This is a genomic window from Glutamicibacter sp. B1 (genome assembly GCF_039602135.1).
Lineage (GTDB): Bacteria > Actinomycetota > Actinomycetes > Actinomycetales > Micrococcaceae > Glutamicibacter > Glutamicibacter ectropisis.
Window position 1 is genome coordinate 2,588,462 of sequence record NZ_CP125942.1, and the last position, 23,921, is coordinate 2,612,382.

Here is a 23,921-nt window from a genome sequence, read left to right on the forward strand (position 1 = left end):
GCCCCGTGAAGTACCGCTACTTCCGGGCCATGTAGCTTTCCTCTGAATGCTTTGAATTAAACGTAATGAGCGATACCCCGCCGAGGCGGGGTATCGCTCATTACGTCTTAAGCTTTGTCTAAGACTTAGACTCCGGCGTAAGAGTGTAGGCCGTTGAAGTAGATGTTTACGATAGTGAAGTTGAAGACGACGCACAGGAAGCCGACAATCGACAGCCACGCCGAACGCGGACCGGTCCAACCACCGGTGGCGCGTGCGTGCAGGTAACCTGCGTAAACAACCCAGATCACGAAGGACCAAACTTCCTTCGGGTCCCAGCCCCAGTAGCGGCCCCAGGCGGCTTCAGCCCAGATAGCTCCGGCCATCACGGTGAAGGTCCACATGACGAACGCGATGGTGTTGATACGGTAAGCGAAGTTCTCCAATGCGCCAGCACCGGGAACAACACGCATGAACGGAAGCCTGTCGCTGAGTCCAGCGGACAGTCGGTTCATACGCGAGTGCTGCATCAGCTGAAGTACGTTCATGGCAAAGCTAATGGCAAACAGTGACGAGGACAGTACGGCGATGGAAACGTGGATGACGATCCATGGCGACTGCAGGGCAGGAACCAGGTGACCCACAGGTGTTGGGAATCCGATGGTTGCAGCGCACAGCATCAAGGTCACGAGACCAGAAATGAATGTTCCCATGAAGCGCAGATCCTTGAAGATCAGCACCACCAGGTACACCAAGGCCACCAGGAAAGCACCGGTGGTCAAGAACTCGTACATGTTGCCCCACGGCACGCGGTGGGCTGCCAGTGCACGAGAGACGACACCGAAACCGTGCAGAGCCACGGCCAGCCACATCAGGACCACTGCGATGCGAGCCATCGGACGCTTGGATGAGAACTCTGTGTAGGTCATCTTGTCGGTCACGATGTCATCGCTGATGTTATCGGCACGTTCGGCCACACCGCGACGCTTGCGGCCCGCACCGGCAACGGCGCCGTTAGCTCCAACAAGTAATTCTTCGTCGCGCTTGAGCGCTGCGGAATCCATTTCGGAGATCGACTTGTTGGTTTTTGCCAGGTCCAAGGCAAAGACAATGAAGACCACTCCATAGACCATGGCTGCCAGCAGCATGAATAGCTGGCTGTATTCACCCAGCGATTCATTAATTGGTGCTAATGCCCCAGCGTTACCCATTTACTGCTCCTTGGTTCTGCTCCTGGCTTGCCAGTGGCCAAGCCTTGTCAAAGATCTTCTGTAGTTCTGCTGCTTCGCGTTCCAGGCGCGGATCTTCGCCACGTGTCAACAATGCATATTCGATCTTACGCTTGTCGTCTTCGTGCTTCAGCTTGACCCAAACTCGACGACGTGGAGTGAACAATGAGACTCCCAATCCGAGCAAGGCCAGGGCCGCAAAGATGCCGATAGGAAGTTTGCCCGGATCATAGTTCACGTCCAAGGCCACGTAGCGCTTGAGATCGTCAAAACTGATGCTACCTTTACCGTCCGGCAGTTCATAGGTTTGTCCAGCTTCGAGGATGATGCCACCGGTATCGAGTTCACGACTGTTCAGCTTGGTCATCTTGTCGGTATCCAGCACAAACACGTTCTGCGGATTACCACTATCCAGACCCAAATCGCCGTAGAAGGAGTTTAGGTGCAACTGCGGGTTAATAGCATTAGGGTCGCCCGAAATGCCGAAACCGTTCTCGTCAACCAGTGCGGTTGGCAGCAAGAAGCCCTGGAAGCCCAGCTGGTCCGGGACTGCGTCGGGAACCTTCAGTACGAACATCGAGGTGTAAACCGAGTCCTGTGGAACTGATACGGCCGGACCCGAGTAAGCGATATTGCCCTTACCATCGCGCACAGTAATCACCGGTGCGTAGCCATTACCCACCAGGTACACGTCAGCACCGTTGATGCGCAGTGGGTGGTTGACCTTCAGGTCCTGCTTTTCCGGCTCAGACTGTGCGGTCTTGCGGACCTCAACATGCGCGGTGAAGTCTAGTGGCTGGCCAAAGTGTGATTCGGATTCACGGTCAAAAACAATGTCGAACTTGTCCAGCTTCACCGAATAACCTGGCAACTTATCGGCGTTAAAAGTCGTGCCAGGGGTGAATGAATCGTAGGCAACCAGCGAGTTGACGAAGGTCTCCCCTTCGACCAGCACACGCTGGCCGGTGTATCCAAATGCGCCACCAACTGCGGCAGAAACAAGGACACCGATCAGGGAAATATGGAACACCAAGTTACCGATTTCACGGGTGTACCCGCGTTCCGCCGAGACCGAGCGGCCGCTGGCATCTTCACGACGTTCCACACGGTAGCCGCGTTTTTTCAGAATCTTGAATGAGTCATCAATGATCTGATCATCGTCGGGAGTGTCCGACTCGCCTTCAAGGATTTCATGGGACGCGTACTGTGGCAGCCTGTCCAGACGTGCCGGAGTACGTGGTGGAGGGGTGCGCAAGGCCTGAGCGTGCTTCTTCACACGCGGGACGATACAGCCGACGAGGGAAACGAACAGCAGGATGTAAATGGCGGAGAACCAGACGGAGGAATACACCTCAAACATCTGGAATCGGTCAAGCCAAGGACCTGCGACAGGGTGCTGATCCAGATACTGCACGACCGTCTCTGGATTTGATGCGCGCTGCGGGAAAATTGAACCCGGTACTGCGGCCACGGCCAGCAACAATAGCAAGAACAATGCTGTTGGCATCGAGGTCAGCTGGGTCCAGATCCAGCGCATGAACCCTACGAATCCTAGCGCTGGGGCGTCCTGGTGCCCTTTGATTTTCCGTTGTTGTTTCGCCATTAAATTGGCAACCTCACTTCATTGGCAAACCAGTTTTGCAGTTCCGAAACCCATGATCCCCACAGGCCGGTCATCATGACCACGCCCAGTGCGATGAGCAATGCGCCGCCAAAACGCATGATGAACAACTGGTGTTTTCGGAAGAACGCCAGTGCCTGCATTCCACGTTGCAATCCCAGTGCAATGAGGATGAATGGCAGACCGAGTCCCAGACAATAGAACACCGTCAGGAGGGTACCTCGGGCCACATTGGCATCAGTTCCCGTCGACATAATCAACACGGCGCTCAAGGTTGGACCGATACACGGGGCCCAGCCAAGCCCAAAGGTCAGGCCAAGAACCGGTGCTCCCCATAGACCTGCAGGTGGTTTTTTGTGAATTTTGCGATCTCGTTGCATCCAGGAGAATCCGCCCATGAACACAATGCCCATGAACACAACAACGAGTCCCAAGATTTGGGTGACCCAGGAACCGTTAAACCTCAACCAGGCGGTCGCTTGGCTAAAGAGGACGCCTGCGGCAATGAAGACCACCGAGAATCCCAAAACGAAGAGCAAGATCCCCAAGACGACACGGCCGCGACGGTGCTCTTTCAAATCGGCACCGGTCAGACCGGTGACATATCCAAGGTATCCGGGCACCAATGGCAGCACGCAGGGAGAAAGGAAAGATACCAAACCTGCCAATAGCGCCACGGGCGCAGCAAGCAAGAGCGACCCGTCTAAGACGATGTCGGCAAATGGATTAGAAGTCACCGTCCAGATCACAACTTCTCGGTCAGGGCGGTGTCAATCAGCGACTTCAAGGTGCCAGGTTCAACGGCGCCAATGATTCGCGCGCGAACGCGACCCTCACGGTCCAAAACCAAGGTAGACGGGACTGCCTGCAGTGGCACGTACTTGGTCATGGCCAACTGTACATCACCGTTGGTGTCCTGAATTGATTCGTAGGGAAGATCAAAGGTTCGTTCGAAGGCCTTCGCGGCTTCAGCTTCGTCGCGAACATTGATACCGATGAATTCGACCTTATCGCCAAAGTCGTTGGCCAGCTTCTTCAGATCCGGTGCTTCAATCCGGCAAGGTGCACAGGCGGCATACCAGAAGTTCATCACAATTGGCTTGCCCTGCCAATCGCTGAAATCAACGTCAGTACCGTGATACGTCTTTGACTTGAGCTCTACAGGATCACTGCGTTTGGCAACTTCGTATTCTTCAACGGCGCCATCGCCAGCGATGTAGTTTTTGCCATCGCCACTATTAGCTTGTGCGGTCAAGGTATCTTCCTTGCCACTGCATGCTGCCAGGGGGACGATGGCGGCAGCTACCATCAGCGAACGCAGCATGGTGCGTCGGCTCAGATCACGAGGATTAGGCACAGGACTAGTCATTTCCTTAGGCTCCTGGAATATTTGCGGCACCGGCCAATAGCTCGGGGCATGGTTCGGTGTACCGCACGGAAACTAATTCGTCCCCGTCAAAATCAAAGCTGGTAATAGAGGCGAGGGTGCATTCGCGTTGCCGCGGATCGTGCCACAACGGCTTATTTTCGGCGTCCCGTCGGGTCACCCAGATCGGCAACTGGTGGCTCACGATGATGACCTCAGCATCAGCACCGTGTTCGGCAACAGCAGTACGACGGTGGTCATCCATCGCTTCACGCATGCGCTGCACCTGCTGAACGTAAGGCTCACCCCATGAAGGCTTGAGTGGGTTGACCAATAGTGGCCAGTACTTTGGCTGGCGTAGATGGTCAGCAACCTTGGATAAGCCCTGAAGTTTGTTGCCGGCTTCAATGACTCGGTCATCAGAATGAATCGGAAGGTTCAAAGCTTGACTGGTCGGTGCGGCAGTCTGCTGCGCACGAATCAATGGAGACGCCACGAGCCGAACCACATTGGCTCCCTCGGCCTGACGCTGTGCGAAGAATTCACCAGCAGCATCAGCCATCTTGAAACCCAGCTCCGAGAGTCCGAAACCGGGGATCCGTCCGTAGAGGATACGGTCAGGGTTGAAAACTTCCCCATGGCGCAACAAATGGACGGTCGTTAAAGGCATGAGTCCAGTGTCTCAAAGATTCAGTGCGAAACCGCCATATTGTGTCCACCATCAACTATTCACAGCGCATGCATGGGATTCCCATATGGAAAAACCATCCTTTCGGAGGGCTTGCTCACAAAGCTGTGCCACTAGTCTTAGTAATAAAGGTAATTCGACCCAAAGGATGATGAATTATGAGCAACTACGATCCGAACCAACCGGGCCAGCCATATAACCCGGAATCAGGTGCTCAGAACCCGGCCCCGAACCCGTATGGTGAAAACCCATACGCGCAACAGCCTTCCTCGTACCAGCAGAACCCTTACGGGCAGTCTCCGATGGCACCTGGTTTTAACCAGTACCCAAATCAGGGCGGTTACGCTGCAGTTCAGGCACCCAAAGAGCGTCCGAAGACTCTGCAGATTTCCTTCTTGCTGATTCTGCTTTCAGGAGTCGTGGGCGCGATCGCCAGTTGGATGATTTCTACCTCCAACATGTTTGGCAACATGATTTCCACGCAGTGGTCATTGATTGAGCCAGAATTACAATCACAAATGCAGTCCACGCCTGAGATGGCTCAGGACCCTACCTTGCAGCAGATGATGAGCAGCCCTGAGGCTTTCATTTCACAGGCCAACACCATGTTGTCCAGCTTTGCTTTGGTGGGGGCCGTTATTTCGGTCATCCTGTACTTCTTGGTTGGTTTCTTTGTTGGCCGTGGTGTCGGAGCCATGCGTGTCATTGCCACGATCTTGGCTGTACTCTCGCTCTTCGGTCTGTTCTCCACGGTGCCGATGATCAGCATGTACGCTGACAGCGAGGCCGGTGCCCTGAACGCGGTCTACATCATCGGGATCTTGCTCGGCATCGCCGGTGTAGTCTTCGCGTGGTTGCGTCCGTCATCGGAATACATTGCACAACGTCGTATGGCACGTCGCGCTGGCTACCGCTAAACCGATAGCTCGTCCATAGCCAAAAATAGCGTTGTTCTTTCGTCAAAACTGACGAAAGAACAACGCTATTGGTTTATCTGCTTGGATTTAGCCTTGAACCGCTAGGTAGGCCAAGATCTGAAGTTCTGTAGACAGATCAACCCTGCGCAGGTTCATACCAGTTGGAACTTTCAGTGGCTTAGGAGCGAAGGACAGTACTGAACGCACCGACAGGTCCGCTAATGAGTCAACCAAGTCTTGGGCGGCATCGCCCGGGACCGCGAGCACCGCGATATTGATTTCTTCGCGGGCCACCACCGTGGCGAGTTCGCTGATGGGTTCAACACGTAGTGCACCAACGGGCTCACCGATGAGAGCTGGGTCCACGTCCAAGATGGCTTTGACGTTAAAACCACGTGAGGTGAATCCGGCGTAACCGCTGAGCGCGCGTCCGAGGTTACCGGCGCCGAGGATGGCGACTTTCCAGTCTTGGTTCAGGCCTAGGGTTCTGCTGATGTGTTCGGCTAATTCACGCACAACATAGCCGACGCCCCGGGTGCCGTAGGAGCCAAGCCATGAAAGGTCTTTGCGTAGAATCGATGGGTTCACGCCGGCTTCTTTAGCCAGCACTCCGGAACTAGTGCGCTCTAAGCCTTGAGCTTCTAAAGCATTTAAAGCACGCAAATACTGTGTGAGTCGAGCCAATGTGGCTTCAGGCAGGACACGAGCTTCAAGCTCAGACATCTTGATTCTCCTGCACTTTCCAATGGGCTACTCGAGCACAACACATCGTCATTCTTTACTGCTGCGGTTAGTTGCTCAGCAGACGTTCTAGCCGTTGCGGATCGATGGTCCAGAAATCTCGAACCTGCCCATCGATAAACAACACTGGCACTTCCTCGTGGTGTTTGCTCAGAAGTTCTGGATGCTCGTCAATATCAAGTTCCGAAAATTCCATGTTCAAGCGGCTCGTTACCTCAGCAACCGTCGCTCTTGCAGCATGACAAAGATGACAATCTTTACGAACTAACAGCTGAATCTGATGCAATGTACTCACCTGACTATAATCTCACGAGCCGTAACCTCACTTGAACTTTACGATGAAATAAACTGGATCAAATGCCTTCCATCGATAACAACACCTCGCCGGCCTCGACACAGGCTCAAGGAACCGTTGCCGCCTTTTTTGACGTGGACAACACCCTGGTGCGTGGTGCTTCACTGTATTTGCTCGCGCGAAAGCTTCATGAACATCGCTTCTTTCAGTTCCGAGAGATCCTCTGGTTCGCGTTAAAGCAATTGCGCTTCGCCGCGCGCGGTGAACATTTGGGAGATATCCATCAGATTCGAGACCGCGCCTTGATGATGGTGCGTGGCATCCCGGTTGCCGATATTGAACAAATCGGCAATGAAATCTATGACGAATACATTGAACCGAAGCTGTGGTCCGGAACGGTGGCCATTGCCCGGCAACATTTACGTGTGGGTCGGGAGGTATGGCTGGTCACGGCCACTCCCCTAGAAGTGGCGAATGTCATTTCAAATCGTCTCGAACTTTCCGGCGCATTAGGCACTGTGGTGGAAAGCCGGGATGGTTTATACACCGGAGCGTTGGCCAGTCCCATCTTGCATGCCGCTGAAAAAGCGCAGGCAGTAAGGTCGCTGGCCAAAGACCGCGGGATCTCTCTCTCGCGTTCCTGGGCGTACTCGGATTCTTATAACGACGTTCCCCTGCTCGAAGCAGTTGGTCACCCGGTCTGCATTAATCCAGACGCGCGTCTACGTTCCTACGCCAAGCGTCGTGGCTGGCAGGTTTATGACTTCCGCACCGGCCAACGCGCCGCAAAATTCGGTCTACGGGCCGCTGGCGTGTTTGGAGCCTTGTGGGCTGCTAGACGCTCAATTCTGCGCCGTTCCGGCTCCTAGCGGGCCGTACAAGGTCGTAGGGATAAAGCAATCGCCACCGTTTGCAGGTGAACTGCGAATCGGTGGCGATGATTGCCTAGCGGCAACGTGCTCGAAGTATATTTACTTCTTATTGCGACGCTGGTGGCGAGTCTTACGAAGCAATTTGCGGTGCTTCTTCTTGGACATACGCTTGCGGCGCTTCTTGATAACAGAGCCCATAATGGTTCCTCACAAACTAATTAAATGCGTCAACCTTAAGCTTCCGCTTGCACTAAAGCAAGAGGGCAAGGTTGACCGGACGTTAAACGTTCCTTAATAGATTACCCGCTTTTCGGCCATGCTCTGACCATCGCGCGGACTATCGACCGTATGAACCGGTACCGTGCTGCGGATCAATGGCCGCAGCGCTGAGGTAAGATTCCACAGCGTTCTCTGGAACGCGATAGGAGCGGCCGAACTGAACGGCAGGCAGATCGCCTGCGTGAATCAGCCGATAAACCGTCATTTTGGAAACACGCATCATGTCAGCCACTTCGGCCACCGTCATGAAACGGGCTCCTGCAAAATTCTGTTTATCCGTCATGCGGGATATTCTCCTGACGCTGATCTCTATTTCGTCGCGTTACTAGCGAAGGTGAACTTACACGACTTTGGATCAACATCGGCGATCTGGTTCACGTTCGCTTTGTCCTAGTCTAATCGCACTTTAGTAACTTTTGCATCACGAAACACTTCAGGACTCTTCAGAATCAGAACTTTGTTGCTTAAACGAGACAATCCGCACGCCAAACCTCAACTCAATGAGGCACGACGTACGGATTGAGACGCGAACTATTTCTTAGATGACGCCCTGGGCCAGCATGGCATCAGCAACCTTGACGAAGCCTGCGATGTTCGCACCGGCGACGTAGTTACCTGGGATACCGTACTCATCGGCGGTGGCAGCACAGCTGTCGTGAATGCCGACCATGATCTCGCTCAGACGGCGCTCGGTGTGCTCGAAGCTCCACGAGTCACGGCTGGCGTTCTGCTGCATTTCCAAGGCGGAGGTTGCAACGCCACCGGCGTTAGCAGCCTTACCTGGGCCAAACAGCACCCCGGCGTCCTGGAAGATAGCAGTTGCCTGTGCAGTAGTTGGCATGTTGGCGCCTTCTGCAACGGCGATAGTGCCTGCGGCAACCATCTTCTTGGCAGCCTCTTCGCCCAACTCATTCTGGGTAGCACATGGCAATGCGACGGTGCCCGCGATGTCCCATACGCTGCCACCGGCAACGTACTTGACCTTGCTGGTGCCACGGCGTTCTGCGTACTCAGAAATGCGTCCGCGTTCAACTTCCTTGATCTGACGCAGCAATTCTAGATCGATGCCACCCTCATCGACGATGAATCCAGCGGAGTCCGAGGCGGTAACGACCTTGGCGCCGAGGCTCTGTGCCTTTTCGATGGCGTGGATTGCCACATTTCCCGAACCCGAAACAATGACGCGCTGGCCGTCGAAGGACTGACCACGAGTCTTAAGCATTTCTTCGGTAAAGATAACAGCGCCATAGCCGGTAGCTTCTGGGCGAACCAATGAACCGCCCCAGCTTAGGCCCTTACCGGTGAGAACTCCGGATTCGTAGCGGTTGGTGATGCGCTTGTACTGGCCGAAGAGGTAACCGATTTCGCGGCCACCTACACCAATGTCACCTGCAGGAACGTCTGTGTACTCACCAATGTGGCGGTACAGCTCAGTCATGAAGGACTGGCAGAAACGCATTACTTCTCCGTCAGACTTGCCTCGTGGGTCAAAGTCCGAGCCACCCTTACCGCCACCGATTGGCATACCGGTCAAAGAGTTCTTGAAGATCTGTTCAAAGCCTAGGAACTTAACGATGCCCAGGTAAACCGAAGGGTGGAATCGTAGACCACCCTTGTATGGGCCCAGTGCCGAGTTGAATTCAACGCGGAAACCACGGTTGATCTGGACTCGTCCCTCGTCGTCCACCCAAGGGACGCGGAAAATAATCTGTCGCTCGGGTTCGCACAAGCGCTGCAGAATGGCGGCCTCGGCGTATTCAGGGTGCTTAAGCGAAACAGCTTCAAGGCTTTCGAATACTTCGGTGACTGCCTGGTGGAATTCTGCTTCTCCAGGATTGCGACGGAACACTTCGTCGCGAATCGTAGCTAAGTGCTTATCCAAGTTTCTCTCCTCATCATGCGGGACAGGAACATGCGTCCGGGGAACCTCACACCCGACGACACTGCCCCGCACACGAGAATGCCACGCGGAGCACCGTGAAGAAAAATTTTCTGTTATAAATCAGAAATATGGTCGTAACGTAAATCACTGACCATATTGCCTGACCGTGTCCGCGTCAGTTGAACAATTGGCTAACGACGTCGTCCAAAACGAGGAAGCCGCTCCAAGAATTCTTGCGCACGACCAGTAACTTGCTCCAGCCCTCGCCCAACGCTTCGACTGATTTGCTGGGCGGTCGGGTTGGCAGGGGAAACTTGAGCACTCGAATTCGAAGTCTGAACATCGATCTGCTCGTCACTCTCTGGGGCCGGCACTAAATCGGCGCACCAATGTACGAGATCTTCCAAAGCCGCAGTGTCAATGCTGTAGATACGGCGTTGGCCGGCGGCCGCCATGCTGACCAGCTGCGCTTCACGCAACACCTTTAAATGCTTTGAGACCGTAGGCTGAGAAATCTCCAGTTCAGTCACCAGAGTGCCTACGGCTTTAGGCTCATTCTTGAGCGCTTCGATTATCTTGCGACGGGTTGGCTCTGCCAACGCCGAAAAAACTTCATCAATTGCCACATACATAACCCTAACGGCATATGACCATCTGGCCATTGATTACGTGGCCCGTTCCGTCATGAAATTCAACCGTCGAGTAATTTCGGCTGACTTATCTGCGCTTAGTCAAACCATGGGTCAAGACCGAAGAGTGGAAAGACTTCCTTACGTGTAGCAATTATCGTTCGGTCTACAGGGTCAGCAGGGTCATAACCAACTTCCCAATTGCGCCACCACAGTTGCGCGTCTTCACCCATCAGATACGGCATAGCCCGGCCGTAGCGCTCAAGAACGTATCGGCGAAAAGTCTCGGGCACATACGTGCGAAGAGGTACAGGCTTTCCGGCGACGATGGCTGTTAGATGAGTCCAAGTTCGCGGCACCACAGCGGTGACGTTATATCCACCACCACCGGTGGCAAGCCATCGTCCTTCGCACAAGTCGTCAGCCAGTTGGGCGATATCGAGTGCGACCTGGCGCTGCGCATCAACCGATAACTTCAAATTGGTCATGTCATCATCTCGATGGGCATCACAACCATGCTGAGACACAATAATTTCTGGTTTGAAGGCATGAACCAATTGCGGAACTATCGCATGGAAGGCACGCATCCATCCCGAATCCCCGGTCATCGCAGGCAAAGCAACATTCACTGCGCTGCCCTGGGCATTCTGTCCGCCAATTTCATTGGCAAATCCCGTTCCCGGGAACAGGGATAGCCCGGACTCATGCAATGAAATCGTCAGGACTCGTTCGTCATCCCAAAAAATAGATTCGGTGCCATCCCCATGGTGAGCGTCAACGTCAATGTAGACCACCCGTTGAGCACCGTTATCCAGCATGCGCCGGATCGCGGCGGCCGCGTCATTGTAAATGCAGAAGCCGCTCGCCTTTTTCTTGGCGGCATGGTGCATGCCACCGGCAAAGTTCACTGCCCGTACTGTGCTCTGATCCATAATGGCTTGGGCCGCGATCACCGAACCGCCAACGATGCGACTAGCCGCGTCGTGCATTCCAGCAAACACTGGATCATCTTCGGTGCCAAGACCGTATTCTTCAGCTATGAGTGATGGATCATCACTAACACGCCGCACCTGATCGATGTAGTCCTGCTCGTGAACTGTCCTAAGTACTGCATCGCTGGCAATCTCGGGCACATGCATGCTCACGTTGTCGGCGCTCAGTACTCCCAGTTCTGAGCTGAGCCGATGCGTCAGTTCAAGTCGGGAAGGGTGCATGGGATGCCAGTCGCTGAATTTATATTTCAGATACTCTTCATCCCACATGACCATCGTTGGTCGTGGGGCCTGTTGTGGATCTAACACTTTTTCAGGCTACCCGATAGTGATGCAACTCATGAATTCGTGGTTCATTTGACGACGTAGCGATTCTCTAAAGTCAGAAGGCAAGCGTTTGGCGCCCGAAACGCGTAAATTACTAGGAGGACTTCAACTTCCACCCTTGTTATCCACTTGTCCCGAAGAAACAGCGAGTTACAGATGAGCACTGCCAGTGATCTAGGCCCTCGGGCCCAGGCAGCTGAACTGCGCGAACGACGTCGTAAAAGATGGCTAAAGTTCCGCATGTCCATTGCTGACTTCACAGTGCGCTCCCCCGCACGCTTAACCCTCGGCGTGTTCGTTCTGGCCATCACGATCTTCACGTCATTGCTCGCTGCCCCGTTTTCCTCGGCGTCGGGAGACGCCACGCCACTGCACGATGCACTGTTTACGGCAGTATCCGCCGTCTGCGTCACTGGTCTCACAACGGTTTCGACCGCTGCCCATTGGTCATTCCTCGGACAATTGATCATGCTTATTGCAACTTTCATGGGCGGTTTGGGCATTCTGACCTTGGCATCCATCATGTCGCTGGCAGTCTCTCGAAAGCTTGGCGTTCGTGCCAAGCTCATGGCTCAAAAGTCCATGGATAGTTCCGGGGCTTCCGCGCTGGGCGAGGTTAGTTCGCTGTTGCGCATTGTCATCCTGACCGCCATCAGTCTTCAGGGGCTTATCGCGCTTTTGCTCATCCCCCGCTTCTACATCTTGGGCGAAAGCGTCCTGTCATCCATATGGCACGGTATCTTTTACGCGGTGTCAGCATTCAACAATGCTGGTTTCACCCCGCACTCCGATGGCCTGGTTCCCTATGAAACTGACCTGTGGATCCTCATCCCTTTGATGGGCGGAGTTTTTATTGGCTCTTTGGGTTTCCCGGTGATCATGGTCCTGTTGGCCCATAAGTTCAACGTCAAGAAATGGAACCTGCATACCAAGCTGACCATGCTGGTCACCACGATCTTGCTCTTCGCTGGAGCCTTCTTATGGCTCGTTTTTGAATGGTCTAACCCACGGACTCTGGGTGAGATGTCCGTGAGCGACAAGATCATACATGCGTTATTCGCTTCGACGATGACACGTTCTGGCGGCTTCAATCTTGTTGATCAGAACGATATTCATCAGGTCACGGTCTTGCTGACCGACGCTCTCATGTTCGCAGGTGGCGGTTCGGCTTCGACCGCTGGCGGTATCAAGGTCACCACCATCGCCGTGATGTTCTTGGCCATCCTGGCAGAGGTTCGAGGCGATACCGACGTGAAGGCTTTTGGACGCCAGATTCCCCAAGGCACCATGCGTGTTGCGATCTCTGTGGTCGCCATGGGTGCTTCCCTCGTCATGGTGGCTACTGGTGCCTTGGTCACCATCGATGAATCGGTGGGATTCTCTCGGGCACTTTTTGAATCCATCTCAGCATTCGCCACCGTGGGTTTGAGCTCCGGCGTTTCTCAGGAGATGCCTCCTGCAGGTAAATATGTACTTAGTGTTCTCATGTTTGCCGGTCGTATCGGCAGTATTACCCTAGCCAGCGCATTGACCATGCGACACCGTAATTCACTATTCAAACTTCCAGAAGAAAGGCCACTCATTGGCTGACAAGAATATTGATCACAATGCCCCAGTCCTGGTCATTGGTCTGGGTCGGTTCGGTGCCTCGGTGGCTGAAACACTAGTCAAGCAGGGACGAGAAGTCCTAGCCATTGAGCGTAGCCCCGAATTGGTTCAGCAATGGGCTAGCACCCTAACCCACGTCGTAGCGGCCGATGCTACGAACATTGATGCTCTGCGTCAGCTCGGTGCTCAGGAGTTCTCTTCTGCTGTTGTTGGTGTGGGTACCTCGATCGAGTCTTCCGTGCTGATCACGGTGAATCTTGTGGATCTTGGCATTGAGCACTTGTGGGTCAAGGCCATCACTCCCTCGCATGGCAAGATCTTGACCCGCATCGGTGCCAATCACGTGATTTATCCCGAGGCTGATGCCGGTGTGCGTGCTGCGCACCTAGTTGGCGGACGCATGCTGGACTTCATTGAATTTGATGACGGATTCGCCATCGTCAAAATGTATCCACCCAAGGAAACCCAGGGGTTCACGCTGGCCCAGTCCCAGGTCCGTTCAAAGTATGGCGTGACCATCGTTGGTGTGAAGTCTCCCGGTGAAGATTTCACCTATGCAGTGCCTGACACCATCGTGACTCGTCGAGACGTTTTGATCGTTTCGGGGCACGTGGATCTCCTCGAGCGTTTTGCCGCTCGGCCCTAATTTCTGCACAAAAGACAATCGTGGTCGGTACCCCTTCGTTCAAGAAGTGGGTACCGACCACGATTTTCTAGTTAATTGCGTTGAGAGGCTCTAGCCAAGCTCTTCGCTCAACTGTGCTGCCCGGGCGGCAGCTGCCTGCGTGCCGGCAGCGATGATCTTCGGAATGCCCTGCTCGTCGAAGGTCTTGATGGCCTGTTCTGTGGTCCCCTTAGGGCTCGTGACGGCCTTACGCAGCTCGCCTGGGACAGCCTGTGGGTCAGAGAGCATTTTGCCCGCACCCGCGACGGTAGCCCGAGCTAGGTCAATGGCCAGCTTTTCGTCCAAGCCCATGGCCACACCAGCATTAGCCATCGCTTCAGCCAGGTAGAAGGCATAGGCCGGTCCTGAACCGGAGATCGCTGACAGAGCGTTCTGCTGGTCTTCATCGATGACGTGGACGTCGCCGGAGCCAGAAAGCAGCTCGGTCACCAGCTTGGTCTGTTCTTCGCTGACGCTTTGTGCCGGGCTCAAGCCAACAACTCCAGCGCCAACCATCAACGGGGTGTTCGGCATGGAACGAATGACCGGCTGGTTAGCAGGCAGGTGTGACTGCATACTGTCGAGGGTGATGGCTGCTGCGACAGACACAACCACCTTATCCGGGCTCAATGCGCCGGAGATCTCATCGCAGAGATCAGTGATCCCCACCGGCTTTACGCCAAGGAAGATGATGTCTGTTTGTGCGACCGCTTTGGCGTTGGCTTCAGCATCTTGATCGCTGACCAGTACGTTGATACCAAGTTCGCGAAGCTCCGCAGCACGCTTGTCACTACGCAGAGTTGCAGTGATCAGCTTGGGGTCATGACCCGAAGCGACAATGCCACGAAGGATGGCACCGTTCATTGAACCGGCACCGAGGAAGGACAGTTTCAGGTTTTTTGTTGCTTCACTCATAAGTTCATTGTTTCATTGGATCGCGCTCAGGGCTGGTAGATAAGTGCTCTCGTGCAAATTCGAGGGTCTTTCCCAGCCATTCTTCTTTCTGGCCCGCGTTTTTGGCCTTTCGCGTGGAAACTTCCACGGCCATGGTTCCCTTCCAGGCAACATCACGTAAATATTGCAAGGATTCGGCCACCCGCTGGGTTCCCAAACCGGGTACGAGGTGTTCGTCTTTTCCGTTATCCAAACCATCGCACAGGTGTACGTGTGCCAGTCGATCACCTAGATCTTCGACCGCCTGCCGAGAATCCATGTTGGCGATGGCCGCATGGGAGAAGTCCCAGGTCACGTGTTGGTATGACTCAGGAACCGGGTTCCAGTGTGGAAGATACATCTTGGCTTCACGGCCTCGAGCACGCCACGGATACATGTTTTCTACGGCAATTTTCATACCGGTGGTATCGATGAGGCGTTGCACGCCCTCACCAAATCCTTCAGCGTAAGAGCCTTGCCATCTAAAGGGCGGGTGTGCCACAACAACGCTAGCACCCACAGCTTGTGCAAGGATCACCGAACGCTCAACTTTTGCCCATGCAGAACCCCAGACTTGCTGGGTGAGCAACAAGGTTGGTGCGTGAATAGCCATGATGGGCAGTTGGTACTTGTCCATCAATTCTTTGAGTGCACCTGCCGACTGACTCGCAGCATTTCCGGTCACTAAAACTTCGATACCGTCGTATCCAACGTCTTTGGCCATTGCGAAGGCATCATGAACGCTCAGCGGATAAACTGATGCGCTGGATAAGGTGACCGGCACCTTATAAGAACTCTTCTGGTCTTCCATGCCTTGCCTCCTGTTACCGCGACCCATCTTCAGCGGGACACCTGTATCACCGAGAAAGTTTAGTTACTCGGCTCAGACAGAAACTGATGTTTCTCATGTGCCAAGGCAACCTCTCCCACTCCAACGCTACTACTGAGCGGTGTCGCAGAGTCAAACATCACGTGATCAAAACGTCGCAACATCAAACCTTCACGAATAGCCCAAGGGCAGATACGTACGGTTTTCAGTTTCAAAGCGCTCATTGCTTCATGCGCAACGATGGCTCCAGCCAATAGTTGAGGTGCACGAATTTCGGAGACACCCGGCAATTCAGCCCGTTCAGACCAGCTCATGGCCGTCAGACGGTTAGTCCAAATTTTCAGTGCCTCACGGTTGAGCACGCGCTTGACGTAAGGACCTTCGTCGCTAGGTGCCGCGCCGGTGATACGCGCTAATGAACGGAAAGTCTTTGAGGTAGCAGTTGCCAATGTTGGTTTCCCATACTGGCGCAGTTCAGTCGTCGGATCGTTGAGCACGTCACGGACGTACATGCGCAATTCTTTGACTTCCTTGATGGAAGGCAAGTCATTGGGTAGCCATTCGCGAGTCAAGCGGCCAGCGCCCAATGGAACCGAGTAGGCCGTCTGAGGAAATTCATCGGTACCCCACGCAAGCTCCAGCGAACCGCCACCCATATCAAGGTTGAGGATTGATTCCGAGGACCACCCGAACCAGCGACGTACCGAGTAGAAAGTCATCCCGGCTTCTTCTTCACCGGTCAGTTCCATCAGGCTTACGCCGGTTTCGCTTTTTACCCGGTCCAGCACGCTGGCACCATTGGACGATTCGCGAATTGCCGAGGTACAAAAAGCCATAAAGTCTTCCACCTGATGACTGCCAGCGAACTTTACCGCCTCATTGATAAATGAGATCAATTCCCGCTGGCCCTCATCGGTGATTGCGCCGTATTCATTGAGGTAGCGCACCAAGGACAGCGGGCGCTTGTGCGACGCGTAAGGAACCGGGCGGGCTCCTGGGTATGCATCGACGAGCAAAAGGTGAACGGTATTTGAACCGATATCCAGGACACCTAGTCTCATGGTGCGCTCCTCATTAGGCCGTGCAAGAACTGTTAGTCAGTCTTTTTTGCGGTGGTCGTTTTTGCTGTGGTCTTCTTGGCTGGGGCTTTTTTGGCCGGAGCCTTCTTAGCCGGCGCCTTTTTCGCGGTGCGCTTGACCGGGCCACGCGCACGCTTATCGGCCAACAGCTCGATGGCACGCTCTCGAGTCAGCTCTTCCAACGACGTTCCGCGCGGAACAGTAATGTTGGTGACCCCATCGGTGATGTATGGGCCGAAGCGACCATCCTTGACCACGATGTTCTTCTCGCTGGTTGGATCCACTCCGAACTCGGCCAGTGGTGGCACCGCAGCACGACGGCCACGTTGCTTTGGCTGGGAGTAAATCTCCAGGGCTTCATCCAAGGTAATCGTGAAGATCTGCTCTTCACTTTCGATGGATCGTGAATCGCTGCCCTTCTTCAGGTATGGGCCAAAACGACCGTTCTGAACGGTGATTTCTTCGCCTTCAGCGTCAGCACCCACAATGCGTGGCAAGCTCATCAGCTTGAGCGCATCCTCCAAAGTCACCGTTTCCACGCTCATCGATTTGAACAACGAGGCGGTGCGTGGCTTGATCTTGGCAGGCTTCTTTGGTGGCTTCGGCTTGCCGTTCTTGTAGTACTCAACAGGCAGAGCAGCTAATTCCTCGGCCGTTGGCTCTGGAATGATCTCGGTGACATACGCACCGTACCGACCATCCTTGGCCACGATCTTGCGACCAGTTTCTGGGTCATTGCCCAGTTCCTTTTCAGCGACCTGCGACGTAGCAAAGAGCTCTTCAGCCTTCGCCGCAGTCAGCTCATCGGGAGCCAAGTCTTCTGGCACATTGGCGCGCTGAGGCTCGGTACCTTCTTCAGCACCCTCTGGGATGGCGCGTTCTAGGTATGGGCCAAACTTGCCTACACGCAAGGTGATGTCGTCGGTAACGCGAATCGAGTTGATCGCGCGGGCATCAATGTCGCCGAGGTTATCGACCACATGCTTTAGGCCTTCAGTCTCGGAATCCGCACCCTTACCGAAGTAGAAAAGGTTCAACCAGTCGGTACGTGCACGGTGACCCTTGGCGATTTCGTCGAGGTCATCTTCCAAGCGAGCCGTGAAGTCATAGTCAACGTACTTGGCAAAGTGCTCTTCAAGGAGGCGAATTACCGAGAAGGCAATCCAGCTTGGCACCAGTGCGCCACCACGTTTGGTCACATAGCCACGATCCATGATGGTGGAAATGGTTGGCGCGTAGGTCGATGGACGACCGATCTCGCGCTTTTCCAACTCTGCAACGATCGAAGCTTCGGTGTAACGAGCAGGCGGGGTCGTTTCGTGTCCCAGAGCCTGCAGCTCATCACCGGCGAGGTGCTGGCCAACTGATAGCTGTGGCAAACGGGCTTCTGCGTCTTGGGCGGCTGCTTCCAGAGCTTGCTCGTCCTTGCCTTCTTCGTAGGCAGAGAGGAAACCACGGAAAGTGATCACGGTACCGGAGGCCGAGAATTCAGCGACTCGCTGATCACTGGCAGTGCCCTGCAACTTGATGGTCGCGGTAAAGCCCTTAGCATCGGCCATCTGAGAGGCAACGGTGCGCTTCCAGATCAATTCGTAGAGTGCGTACTCATCCTTGGACAGGGAGGAGCGCACGTCCTTAGGGCGACGGAACATATCGCCAGCGGGACGAATAGCTTCGTGAGCTTCCTGCGCAGCGTCTGACTTGGCCTTGTACACGCGAGGCTTAGCCGGCACAGAGTCTGCACCATAAAGTTCAGTAGCCTGCTTGCGTGCCGCGGTCGTAGCTTCCTGAGACAGGAACACAGAGTCGGTACGCATATAGGTGATGTAGCCGTTTTCATACAGTCGCTGAGCGATCTGCATGGTGATCTTCGAGCTCCAACGCAATTTGCGAGAAGCTTCCTGCTGCAGCGTTGAGGTAGTGAAAGGAGCCGCTGGGCGACGGGTGTAAGGCTTGTCTTCAACGGAAGTGACAGCGAAGTCAGTATCCGAGAGATTCGCTACCAGCGACTGCGCAGAGTCTTGGTCAAGATGTGCCAGCTTGGTGCGCGAGTTCTTGAGCTGTCCACGGTCATCAAAGTCACGGCCAGAAGCGACGCGTGCACCGTCGACGGAGGAAAGCTTCGCGGAGAAGCTTTCACCTTCAGCGGTAGCAAAGTCACCCTTAACATCCCAGTATCCTGCCGGGATGAAAGCCATACGCTCGCGTTCGCGCTCAACAACCAGGCGGGTAGCTACCGACTGCACGCGACCTGCGGAGAGCCCGCGAGCCACCTTGCGCCAAAGCACCGGCGAGATTTCATAACCGTAGAGTCGGTCTAGGACGCGGCGGGTTTCCTGGGCATCAACGAGGTCGGTATCCAGTTCGCGCATGTTATCCAGTGCGCGCGCAATACCTTCCTTGGTGATTTCGGTGAAGGCCAGACGACGAACTGGGACCTTGGGCTTGAGTACCTGCAACAGGTGCCACGCGATGGCTTCGCCTTCGCGGTCCGCATCGGTTGCGAGGTAGAGTTCGTCGGCTTCTTTGAGCTTGGCCTTCAGCTCAGAAACACGCTTCTTCTTATCTGGGTAGACCATGTAATACGGTTCAAAGTCGTTATCCAGATCAACAGCGAATTTACCGACCGAAGTTTTCTTCAGCTCGGTGGGAAGTTCCGAGGGCTGTGGAAGGTCGCGGATATGCCCCACCGAAGCGTCAACATCGAAGCCCTCGCCCAAATACTTGGCGATAGACTTCACCTTGGCAGGAGACTCCACAATTACGAGTTTCTTACCAGTCTTTTCCTTGGCCTTGGGGGGCACAGCACTCCTTTATACAGTACGGATTTTTAGGACCTTTATCCGGCCCGTACTAAATCCGACATCACAGCTTCGTTCTATGTGCCTACTCTATAGCCACATTTCCCGATGATCTTACACCGAAGAATTGCTGCGGTTTGAGTGAGGCATTCTATGTAGTTCTCTCCCCGGAGGTCTGATATTCGGGAAGCAACGAGATTAAGTAGAACATACGACGAGAGTCAATACTGCGTTCTTCGGCCGTCGCTGTGGCCTCGTACTCATAGACAAGGTCCAACATTCTGCGGTTGAACTCACGCTGTTTTTCTTCGGAAAGGAACACCAACCCACTAGTGAGCATGGGTGGGCGATCCGGATCCGGAGTAATTCCAGCCTTAGCTTCAGCCTCGCGTCGTTGCACTTCAGCATTCAGTCGAGTTCTAAATGCGTTTAATTGCACGTTGAGATACGCGGTTTTTGCGTTGGTGGAATCGATCTGAGTGTTCAATTCCAAACGTTCACCGGCAGCTCGCCACCTGCGTTCACGTGCGTCGCCTTCGCTGGCCGCACGAATCACGTACCCATATTTCTCTAGAGCTCTCAGGTGGTAGCTCATAGCGCTGGGTGTCAGCGCACACAACGAGGCGAGCTCCGTTGCGGTGCGTGTGGTCTGGGATGCAAAAAGTTCATCCAAGACGATCAGCCGAGCGTCGTGGGCCAACGCTCGAATGGCTTGTGGGTCGGTGATGGAGACGACCTGCGGAATATCGATCTCCATCGTCGAGGCACCTTCAGCCTGTTCCTCAATTGTGTTGCGTGTCATAGGCAAAAACTTTAGCGCTTGTTTCACATTTTACGAAGCATGCCATGTAGCAAGAGACGTTTCACCGCTTCATAAAGCCGATCTGCGAAGTCTTCCTGCCCTTCTCCGATCAACGATTCTAGCGCATTGACTAGCTGAAACACGGACAAATCACCGTCACAAGCAGAAACGAATCCAGCCTGTGCAGTATCAAGTAATTCGGTCCTGCGCAGCCCTGCGCCCTGCCGCAACAGAATCACCCCTGGGTGCTCCGCACCGGGACGCTGGTGGCGTTCTTCGGTGACATCATCAGCAACAAGCAGATGCCATTGTTTGAATTCTTCTCCCGCCCGAGCCAGCTCGTCAGCCATAGCGATATCACGCTGCAGGGTGGGCGCCAGAGGCTGTTCAACAGGATGCGTGATTTGTTCGTAGCTTTGAATCACCGCTTCCTGTCCCACAGGGCGGCGGAAATACACCAGTCCGAAGCCAATAGCTGCGACATTGCGTGATTCAAAATCGTCTAAATACGCGTTATAGGCAGCAACGTAGGAGTTTTGATCTTCAGTCTGCGAAGAATCACGAAGCCACGTCTCGGCATATCCACTGGGGGTAGTCTGCTCACGTTCAATGACCCAGACATCAAGCTCATCACCAAACCACTGGCGAACTCGTACATCCCAAGCAGTATTGGAATCGTCATCTAGGCGAGGAATCTCCCAGTTAGAGAGCATTTGCATCGAGCCCCCGGGATTCAAGAATTCCGGAGCTTGCTCGATGAGCGTACTAACCAGGCGATCCCCTGCCATCCCACCATCACGGTAAGTGAATCGATCTTTTGCGCGCTCGGTGGAACTTCGCGGAGTAATCACGAACGGAGGATTACTGGCAATCAAGTCAAAGCGCTCACCGGCGACCGGTTCAAATAGGCTGCCCTGTAACAACGTGACACGAGACTCAAGGTTTTTCGGATCCAGCTTGAGTACGCGGTGGTTCAGCAAAAGGTTAAAACGAGCAAATCCCAAGGCCCGCTTGGACAGATCCGTGGCGGTCACATGTTGGGCGTGGGACAGCAAGTGAAAGAGCTGAATGCCGCAACCGGTACCAAGGTCCAAGGCGCGGTCAACCTCGGCACGGATGGTTAGCTGTGCCAAAGTCAGCGATGCTTGCCCGATACCCAACACGTGATCTGTTCGCAGCACCCCTGGGCGCTGGTGCGCCCCAAGATCATGGGCAACCCAAAGTTCTCCGTCGGCGTCAGATGAGTGCAGCGCCAAGGCCACAGTCGCACGGAATCCATCGGCCCACGCCTCTATCAATCCGAGCTTCAGCAAGCCTTCGGTTTTCAGCTCACTAAACGCAAGGTTTATGGCTGACTTGGCTACAGTCTGGCCCAATTGAAATAGGCGTACCACGGTAACCAACGGGGTGTCTGGTTTTTGTCGATCAAGAATGCGCAATGCAGGGTGAATCTGATCGCGAGCAAAGGCTGCAGCTGCTTCTTCGCCTAGTAACTGGGCGACGTTGTCGTAGCGGTAGCCAACATTGCTCAAGTCCTTCTCAAGCAGGTCAAGCAACAGTTGGTCGGCACTTTGCGGGGTCTGGTCCAGGGCAGAAAATTCAGCAGCATTCACAGTCTCAATTCTACCTAGTCACGCAACCGTCAACAGATAGGTCAGGACGCACAGCCAAGATTAGGATATGGACATGACTCAAGTGACGGTTAACTATCTTCAGCAGCTAAGCCCCAGTGAGGTCATCCCTTCCACCAGGTCTTTGCCAAGCAATGCCCGTATTGAGCTGGCGGCCGAGATTAGCCCCGAGTTTTCTCGATTCCTCTACCAAAGCGTTGGCAGTGAATTGAATTGGGCGGATCGGTTGGATTCAACTCGCGCTCAGTGGGACGAAGTTTTGCGACGCCCCGGATCAGAAACTTGGGTTCTGTACATCGATGGCTCACCCAAAGGCTATTTTGAGCTGGTCACCACCTCCACAGCCACCGCGAGCGACGTAGAAATCTTTTACTTTGGCCTCTTCCCAGAAGCTACCGGTCATGGTCTGGGAGCAGTAATGCTCACCGAAGCGCTTCAACGAGCGTGGGAACTACACTCTCGGTGGCCACAGCTGCCAGCCGTAGCGCGCGTATGGCTTCACACCTGTTCTCTCGATGGACCCGCAGCCTTGCCGAATTATCAAGCCAGGGGACTGAAAATTTACCGCACCGAAGTCGAAGATTCTCAAGTGCGTGATGCTTCCGTGGGATTGTGGCCACAACCAACTACATAGCGCAAAAAAGCTCGGCATCACCCTCTTTGAAGGGTGATGCCGAGCTAAGTACTCAACGCTTATTTAGGCGTCGACGCTGCTGCAATCTGGGCAACGACGAAGGGTTTCGTCCTTCGCGCAGTCCTCGCAGAAAAGTCGTAGGTTGCGGCATGTTGGGTTCGAACAGTTTTCAAACTTATTCGTGGGGCCTTCACATCCGACGCACTTACCGATGGTCTCGGCCTTGTCGGAGAACTCGGTGTGCATACGCTTATCGAATACGTAGAGGGAACCCTCCCACAAGCCTTCGTCACCATACTTTTCGCCGTAGCGGACGATACCGCCTTGCATCTGGTAAACCTCTTGGAAGCCACGCTTAACCATCAATGCAGAAAGCACCTCGCAGCGGATGCCTCCGGTGCAATAGGTAACCACTGGCTGGTCTTTGAGGTGGTCGTACTTGCCTGAGTCGAGCTCTGCGACAAAATCGCGGGTGGTGTCAACATCAGGGACGATAGCGTCCTTGAACTTACCGATCTGAGCTTCAAAAGCATTGCGTCCGTCAAAGAAGTGAACCTTTTCGCCGGACTTCTTCTTGGCGTCTACCAATTCATGCAGTTCTTCGGGACGCAGGTGCGTACCGCCACCGACTACACCGTTCTCATCAACTTCAAGTTCGCCCGGTGCGCCGAAAGTAACAATCTCATCGCGAACCTTAACGGAGATACGAGGGAAGTCTTCAGCGGATCCTTCGGACCACTTGATATCCATCTTTTTGAACGCAGGTAGCTCGCGCGTAGCTTTGACGTAAGCTTTGACGGCTGAGATCTCGCCACCGACGGTACCGTTGATGCCGTCTTTGGAGATGATGATTCGTCCGCGCAGTCCCCAACGTTCCAATAATGAACGCTGCCACAAGCGAATAGCTTCCGGGTCTGGGAGCGGAGTAAATGCGTAATACAGAACAATGCGATGAATGGCCACCATACAATGTTAGTAGCTTTTGGGCGCGAAACGCCGAGTAAAAGAGCAACGTCACACTGATTTCTCCCGAATTTTCCAGTACTCCGGTTGTCCAAGAGTTTCAACTAGGCAACGATTAGTTCAATGTCAGCAAATTCCTAGGAAAGACAAGGTAGGGTCA

At 54.3% G+C, this 23,921-nt stretch carries 24 protein-coding genes; 5 read left to right on the top strand and 19 right to left on the bottom strand.

Annotated features, from left to right (window positions below; translation table 11 throughout):
* Positions 1-125 precede the first annotated feature (125 nt).
* The 5 genes from ccsB to QMQ05_RS12185 form a co-directional block, all read right to left on the bottom strand.
* A complete protein-coding gene (gene ccsB, locus QMQ05_RS12165) occupies positions 126-1,190 on the bottom strand; it encodes a c-type cytochrome biogenesis protein CcsB (protein ID WP_345470352.1) in 1,065 nt (354 codons plus the stop codon).
* A complete protein-coding gene (gene resB / locus QMQ05_RS12170) occupies positions 1,183-2,745 on the bottom strand; it encodes a cytochrome c biogenesis protein ResB (RefSeq protein ID WP_345470354.1) in 1,563 nt (520 codons plus the stop codon). Before resB ends, ccsB begins: the two co-directional genes overlap by 8 nt.
* 65 nt (positions 2,746-2,810) lie before the next feature.
* Positions 2,811-3,566, bottom strand: coding sequence for a cytochrome c biogenesis CcdA family protein (locus QMQ05_RS12175; RefSeq protein WP_345470356.1), 756 nt, complete (start codon positions 3,564-3,566; stop codon positions 2,811-2,813).
* Between the two features lie 8 nt (positions 3,567-3,574).
* Positions 3,575-4,198 carry a TlpA family protein disulfide reductase gene (locus QMQ05_RS12180; protein WP_345470358.1) on the bottom strand — a complete coding sequence of 208 codons (624 nt, stop codon included), beginning with the start codon at positions 4,196-4,198 and terminating at the stop codon, positions 3,575-3,577.
* A gap of 4 nt (positions 4,199-4,202) precedes the next feature.
* The gene (locus tag QMQ05_RS12185) at positions 4,203-4,865 is read right to left on the bottom strand and encodes a histidine phosphatase family protein (RefSeq protein WP_345470360.1); all 663 of its coding nucleotides are present in this window, start codon (positions 4,863-4,865) and stop codon (positions 4,203-4,205) included.
* A 176-nt stretch (positions 4,866-5,041) separates the two neighbouring features.
* Between QMQ05_RS12185 and QMQ05_RS12190 the strand changes: the two genes are divergently transcribed.
* Positions 5,042-5,800 carry a hypothetical protein gene (locus QMQ05_RS12190; RefSeq protein ID WP_345470362.1) on the top strand — a complete coding sequence of 253 codons (759 nt, stop codon included), beginning with the start codon at positions 5,042-5,044 and terminating at the stop codon, positions 5,798-5,800.
* Between the two features lie 87 nt (positions 5,801-5,887).
* On the opposite strand, the gene QMQ05_RS12195 is transcribed toward QMQ05_RS12190, so the two are convergent.
* Positions 5,888-6,523, bottom strand: coding sequence for a redox-sensing transcriptional repressor Rex (locus QMQ05_RS12195; RefSeq protein ID WP_345470364.1), 636 nt, complete (start codon positions 6,521-6,523; stop codon positions 5,888-5,890).
* Positions 6,524-6,590: 67 nt separating this feature from the next.
* Complete coding sequence (locus QMQ05_RS12200) at positions 6,591-6,836, bottom strand: glutaredoxin family protein (RefSeq protein ID WP_074439761.1); 246 nt, start codon at positions 6,834-6,836, stop codon at positions 6,591-6,593.
* 62 nt (positions 6,837-6,898) lie between these two features.
* Between QMQ05_RS12200 and QMQ05_RS12205 the strand changes: the two genes are divergently transcribed.
* Positions 6,899-7,705 (top strand): HAD family hydrolase, encoded by an 807-nt coding sequence (locus QMQ05_RS12205; protein WP_345470366.1) that lies wholly within the window; start codon positions 6,899-6,901, stop codon positions 7,703-7,705.
* A gap of 102 nt (positions 7,706-7,807) precedes the next feature.
* Here the strand turns inward: QMQ05_RS12205 and QMQ05_RS12210 are convergent, their stop codons facing one another.
* The 5 genes from QMQ05_RS12210 to QMQ05_RS12230 all read right to left on the bottom strand — a co-directional run bounded on the left by QMQ05_RS12210 (position 7,808) and on the right by QMQ05_RS12230 (position 11,766).
* Entirely contained in the window at positions 7,808-7,906 is a 99-nt protein-coding gene (locus tag QMQ05_RS12210) for a 30S ribosomal protein bS22 (RefSeq protein WP_005504750.1), read from the bottom strand.
* A 139-nt stretch (positions 7,907-8,045) separates the two neighbouring features.
* The gene (locus tag QMQ05_RS12215; protein ID WP_022874253.1) at positions 8,046-8,270 is read right to left on the bottom strand and encodes a helix-turn-helix domain-containing protein; all 225 of its coding nucleotides are present in this window, start codon (positions 8,268-8,270) and stop codon (positions 8,046-8,048) included.
* Between the two features lie 255 nt (positions 8,271-8,525).
* Positions 8,526-9,869 carry an NADP-specific glutamate dehydrogenase gene (gdhA, locus tag QMQ05_RS12220; protein WP_345470369.1) on the bottom strand — a complete coding sequence of 448 codons (1,344 nt, stop codon included), beginning with the start codon at positions 9,867-9,869 and terminating at the stop codon, positions 8,526-8,528.
* Between the two features lie 191 nt (positions 9,870-10,060).
* The gene (locus tag QMQ05_RS12225; RefSeq protein WP_345470371.1) at positions 10,061-10,501 is read right to left on the bottom strand and encodes an ArsR/SmtB family transcription factor; all 441 of its coding nucleotides are present in this window, start codon (positions 10,499-10,501) and stop codon (positions 10,061-10,063) included.
* A 95-nt stretch (positions 10,502-10,596) separates the two neighbouring features.
* The gene (locus QMQ05_RS12230; protein WP_345474736.1) at positions 10,597-11,766 is read right to left on the bottom strand and encodes an acetoin utilization protein AcuC; all 1,170 of its coding nucleotides are present in this window, start codon (positions 11,764-11,766) and stop codon (positions 10,597-10,599) included.
* A gap of 207 nt (positions 11,767-11,973) precedes the next feature.
* On the opposite strand from QMQ05_RS12230, the gene QMQ05_RS12235 reads away from it, so the two are divergent.
* A complete protein-coding gene (locus tag QMQ05_RS12235; RefSeq protein WP_345470373.1) occupies positions 11,974-13,407 on the top strand; it encodes a TrkH family potassium uptake protein in 1,434 nt (477 codons plus the stop codon).
* Positions 13,400-14,071: a potassium channel family protein gene (locus tag QMQ05_RS12240; protein WP_022874258.1), complete on the top strand. Its 672-nt coding sequence runs from the start codon at positions 13,400-13,402 to the stop codon at positions 14,069-14,071. The genes QMQ05_RS12235 and QMQ05_RS12240 overlap by 8 nt, the downstream gene beginning before the upstream one ends.
* Before the next feature lie 90 nt (positions 14,072-14,161).
* Here QMQ05_RS12240 and proC read toward each other — a convergent pair whose 3' ends face one another.
* The 6 genes from proC to QMQ05_RS12270 all read right to left on the bottom strand — a co-directional run bounded on the left by proC (position 14,162) and on the right by QMQ05_RS12270 (position 22,146).
* Positions 14,162-15,004, bottom strand: a complete 843-nt coding sequence (gene proC, locus QMQ05_RS12245) for a pyrroline-5-carboxylate reductase (protein ID WP_345470377.1) — start codon at positions 15,002-15,004, stop codon at positions 14,162-14,164.
* Positions 15,005-15,008: 4 nt separating this feature from the next.
* Positions 15,009-15,833 (bottom strand): sugar phosphate isomerase/epimerase family protein, encoded by an 825-nt coding sequence (locus QMQ05_RS12250; protein WP_345470379.1) that lies wholly within the window; start codon positions 15,831-15,833, stop codon positions 15,009-15,011.
* A 59-nt stretch (positions 15,834-15,892) separates the two neighbouring features.
* Positions 15,893-16,912, bottom strand: coding sequence for a Ppx/GppA phosphatase family protein (locus tag QMQ05_RS12255; protein ID WP_345470381.1), 1,020 nt, complete (start codon positions 16,910-16,912; stop codon positions 15,893-15,895).
* A gap of 32 nt (positions 16,913-16,944) precedes the next feature.
* Positions 16,945-19,734, bottom strand: a complete 2,790-nt coding sequence (gene topA, locus QMQ05_RS12260; RefSeq protein WP_345470383.1) for a type I DNA topoisomerase — start codon at positions 19,732-19,734, stop codon at positions 16,945-16,947.
* A gap of 148 nt (positions 19,735-19,882) precedes the next feature.
* Entirely contained in the window at positions 19,883-20,533 is a 651-nt protein-coding gene (locus tag QMQ05_RS12265; RefSeq protein ID WP_058255129.1) for an ArsR/SmtB family transcription factor, read from the bottom strand.
* Positions 20,534-20,556: 23 nt separating this feature from the next.
* A complete protein-coding gene (locus QMQ05_RS12270) occupies positions 20,557-22,146 on the bottom strand; it encodes a DUF7059 domain-containing protein (protein WP_345470386.1) in 1,590 nt (529 codons plus the stop codon).
* 73 nt (positions 22,147-22,219) lie between these two features.
* Here QMQ05_RS12270 and QMQ05_RS12275 point away from each other — a divergent pair, with 73 nt between their 5' ends.
* Positions 22,220-22,798, top strand: coding sequence for a GNAT family N-acetyltransferase (locus tag QMQ05_RS12275; protein ID WP_345470388.1), 579 nt, complete (start codon positions 22,220-22,222; stop codon positions 22,796-22,798).
* A 63-nt stretch (positions 22,799-22,861) separates the two neighbouring features.
* Here the strand turns inward: QMQ05_RS12275 and QMQ05_RS12280 are convergent, their stop codons facing one another.
* Entirely contained in the window at positions 22,862-23,761 is a 900-nt protein-coding gene (locus QMQ05_RS12280; protein WP_345474738.1) for a rhodanese-related sulfurtransferase, read from the bottom strand.
* Positions 23,762-23,921: the final 160 nt, after the last annotated feature.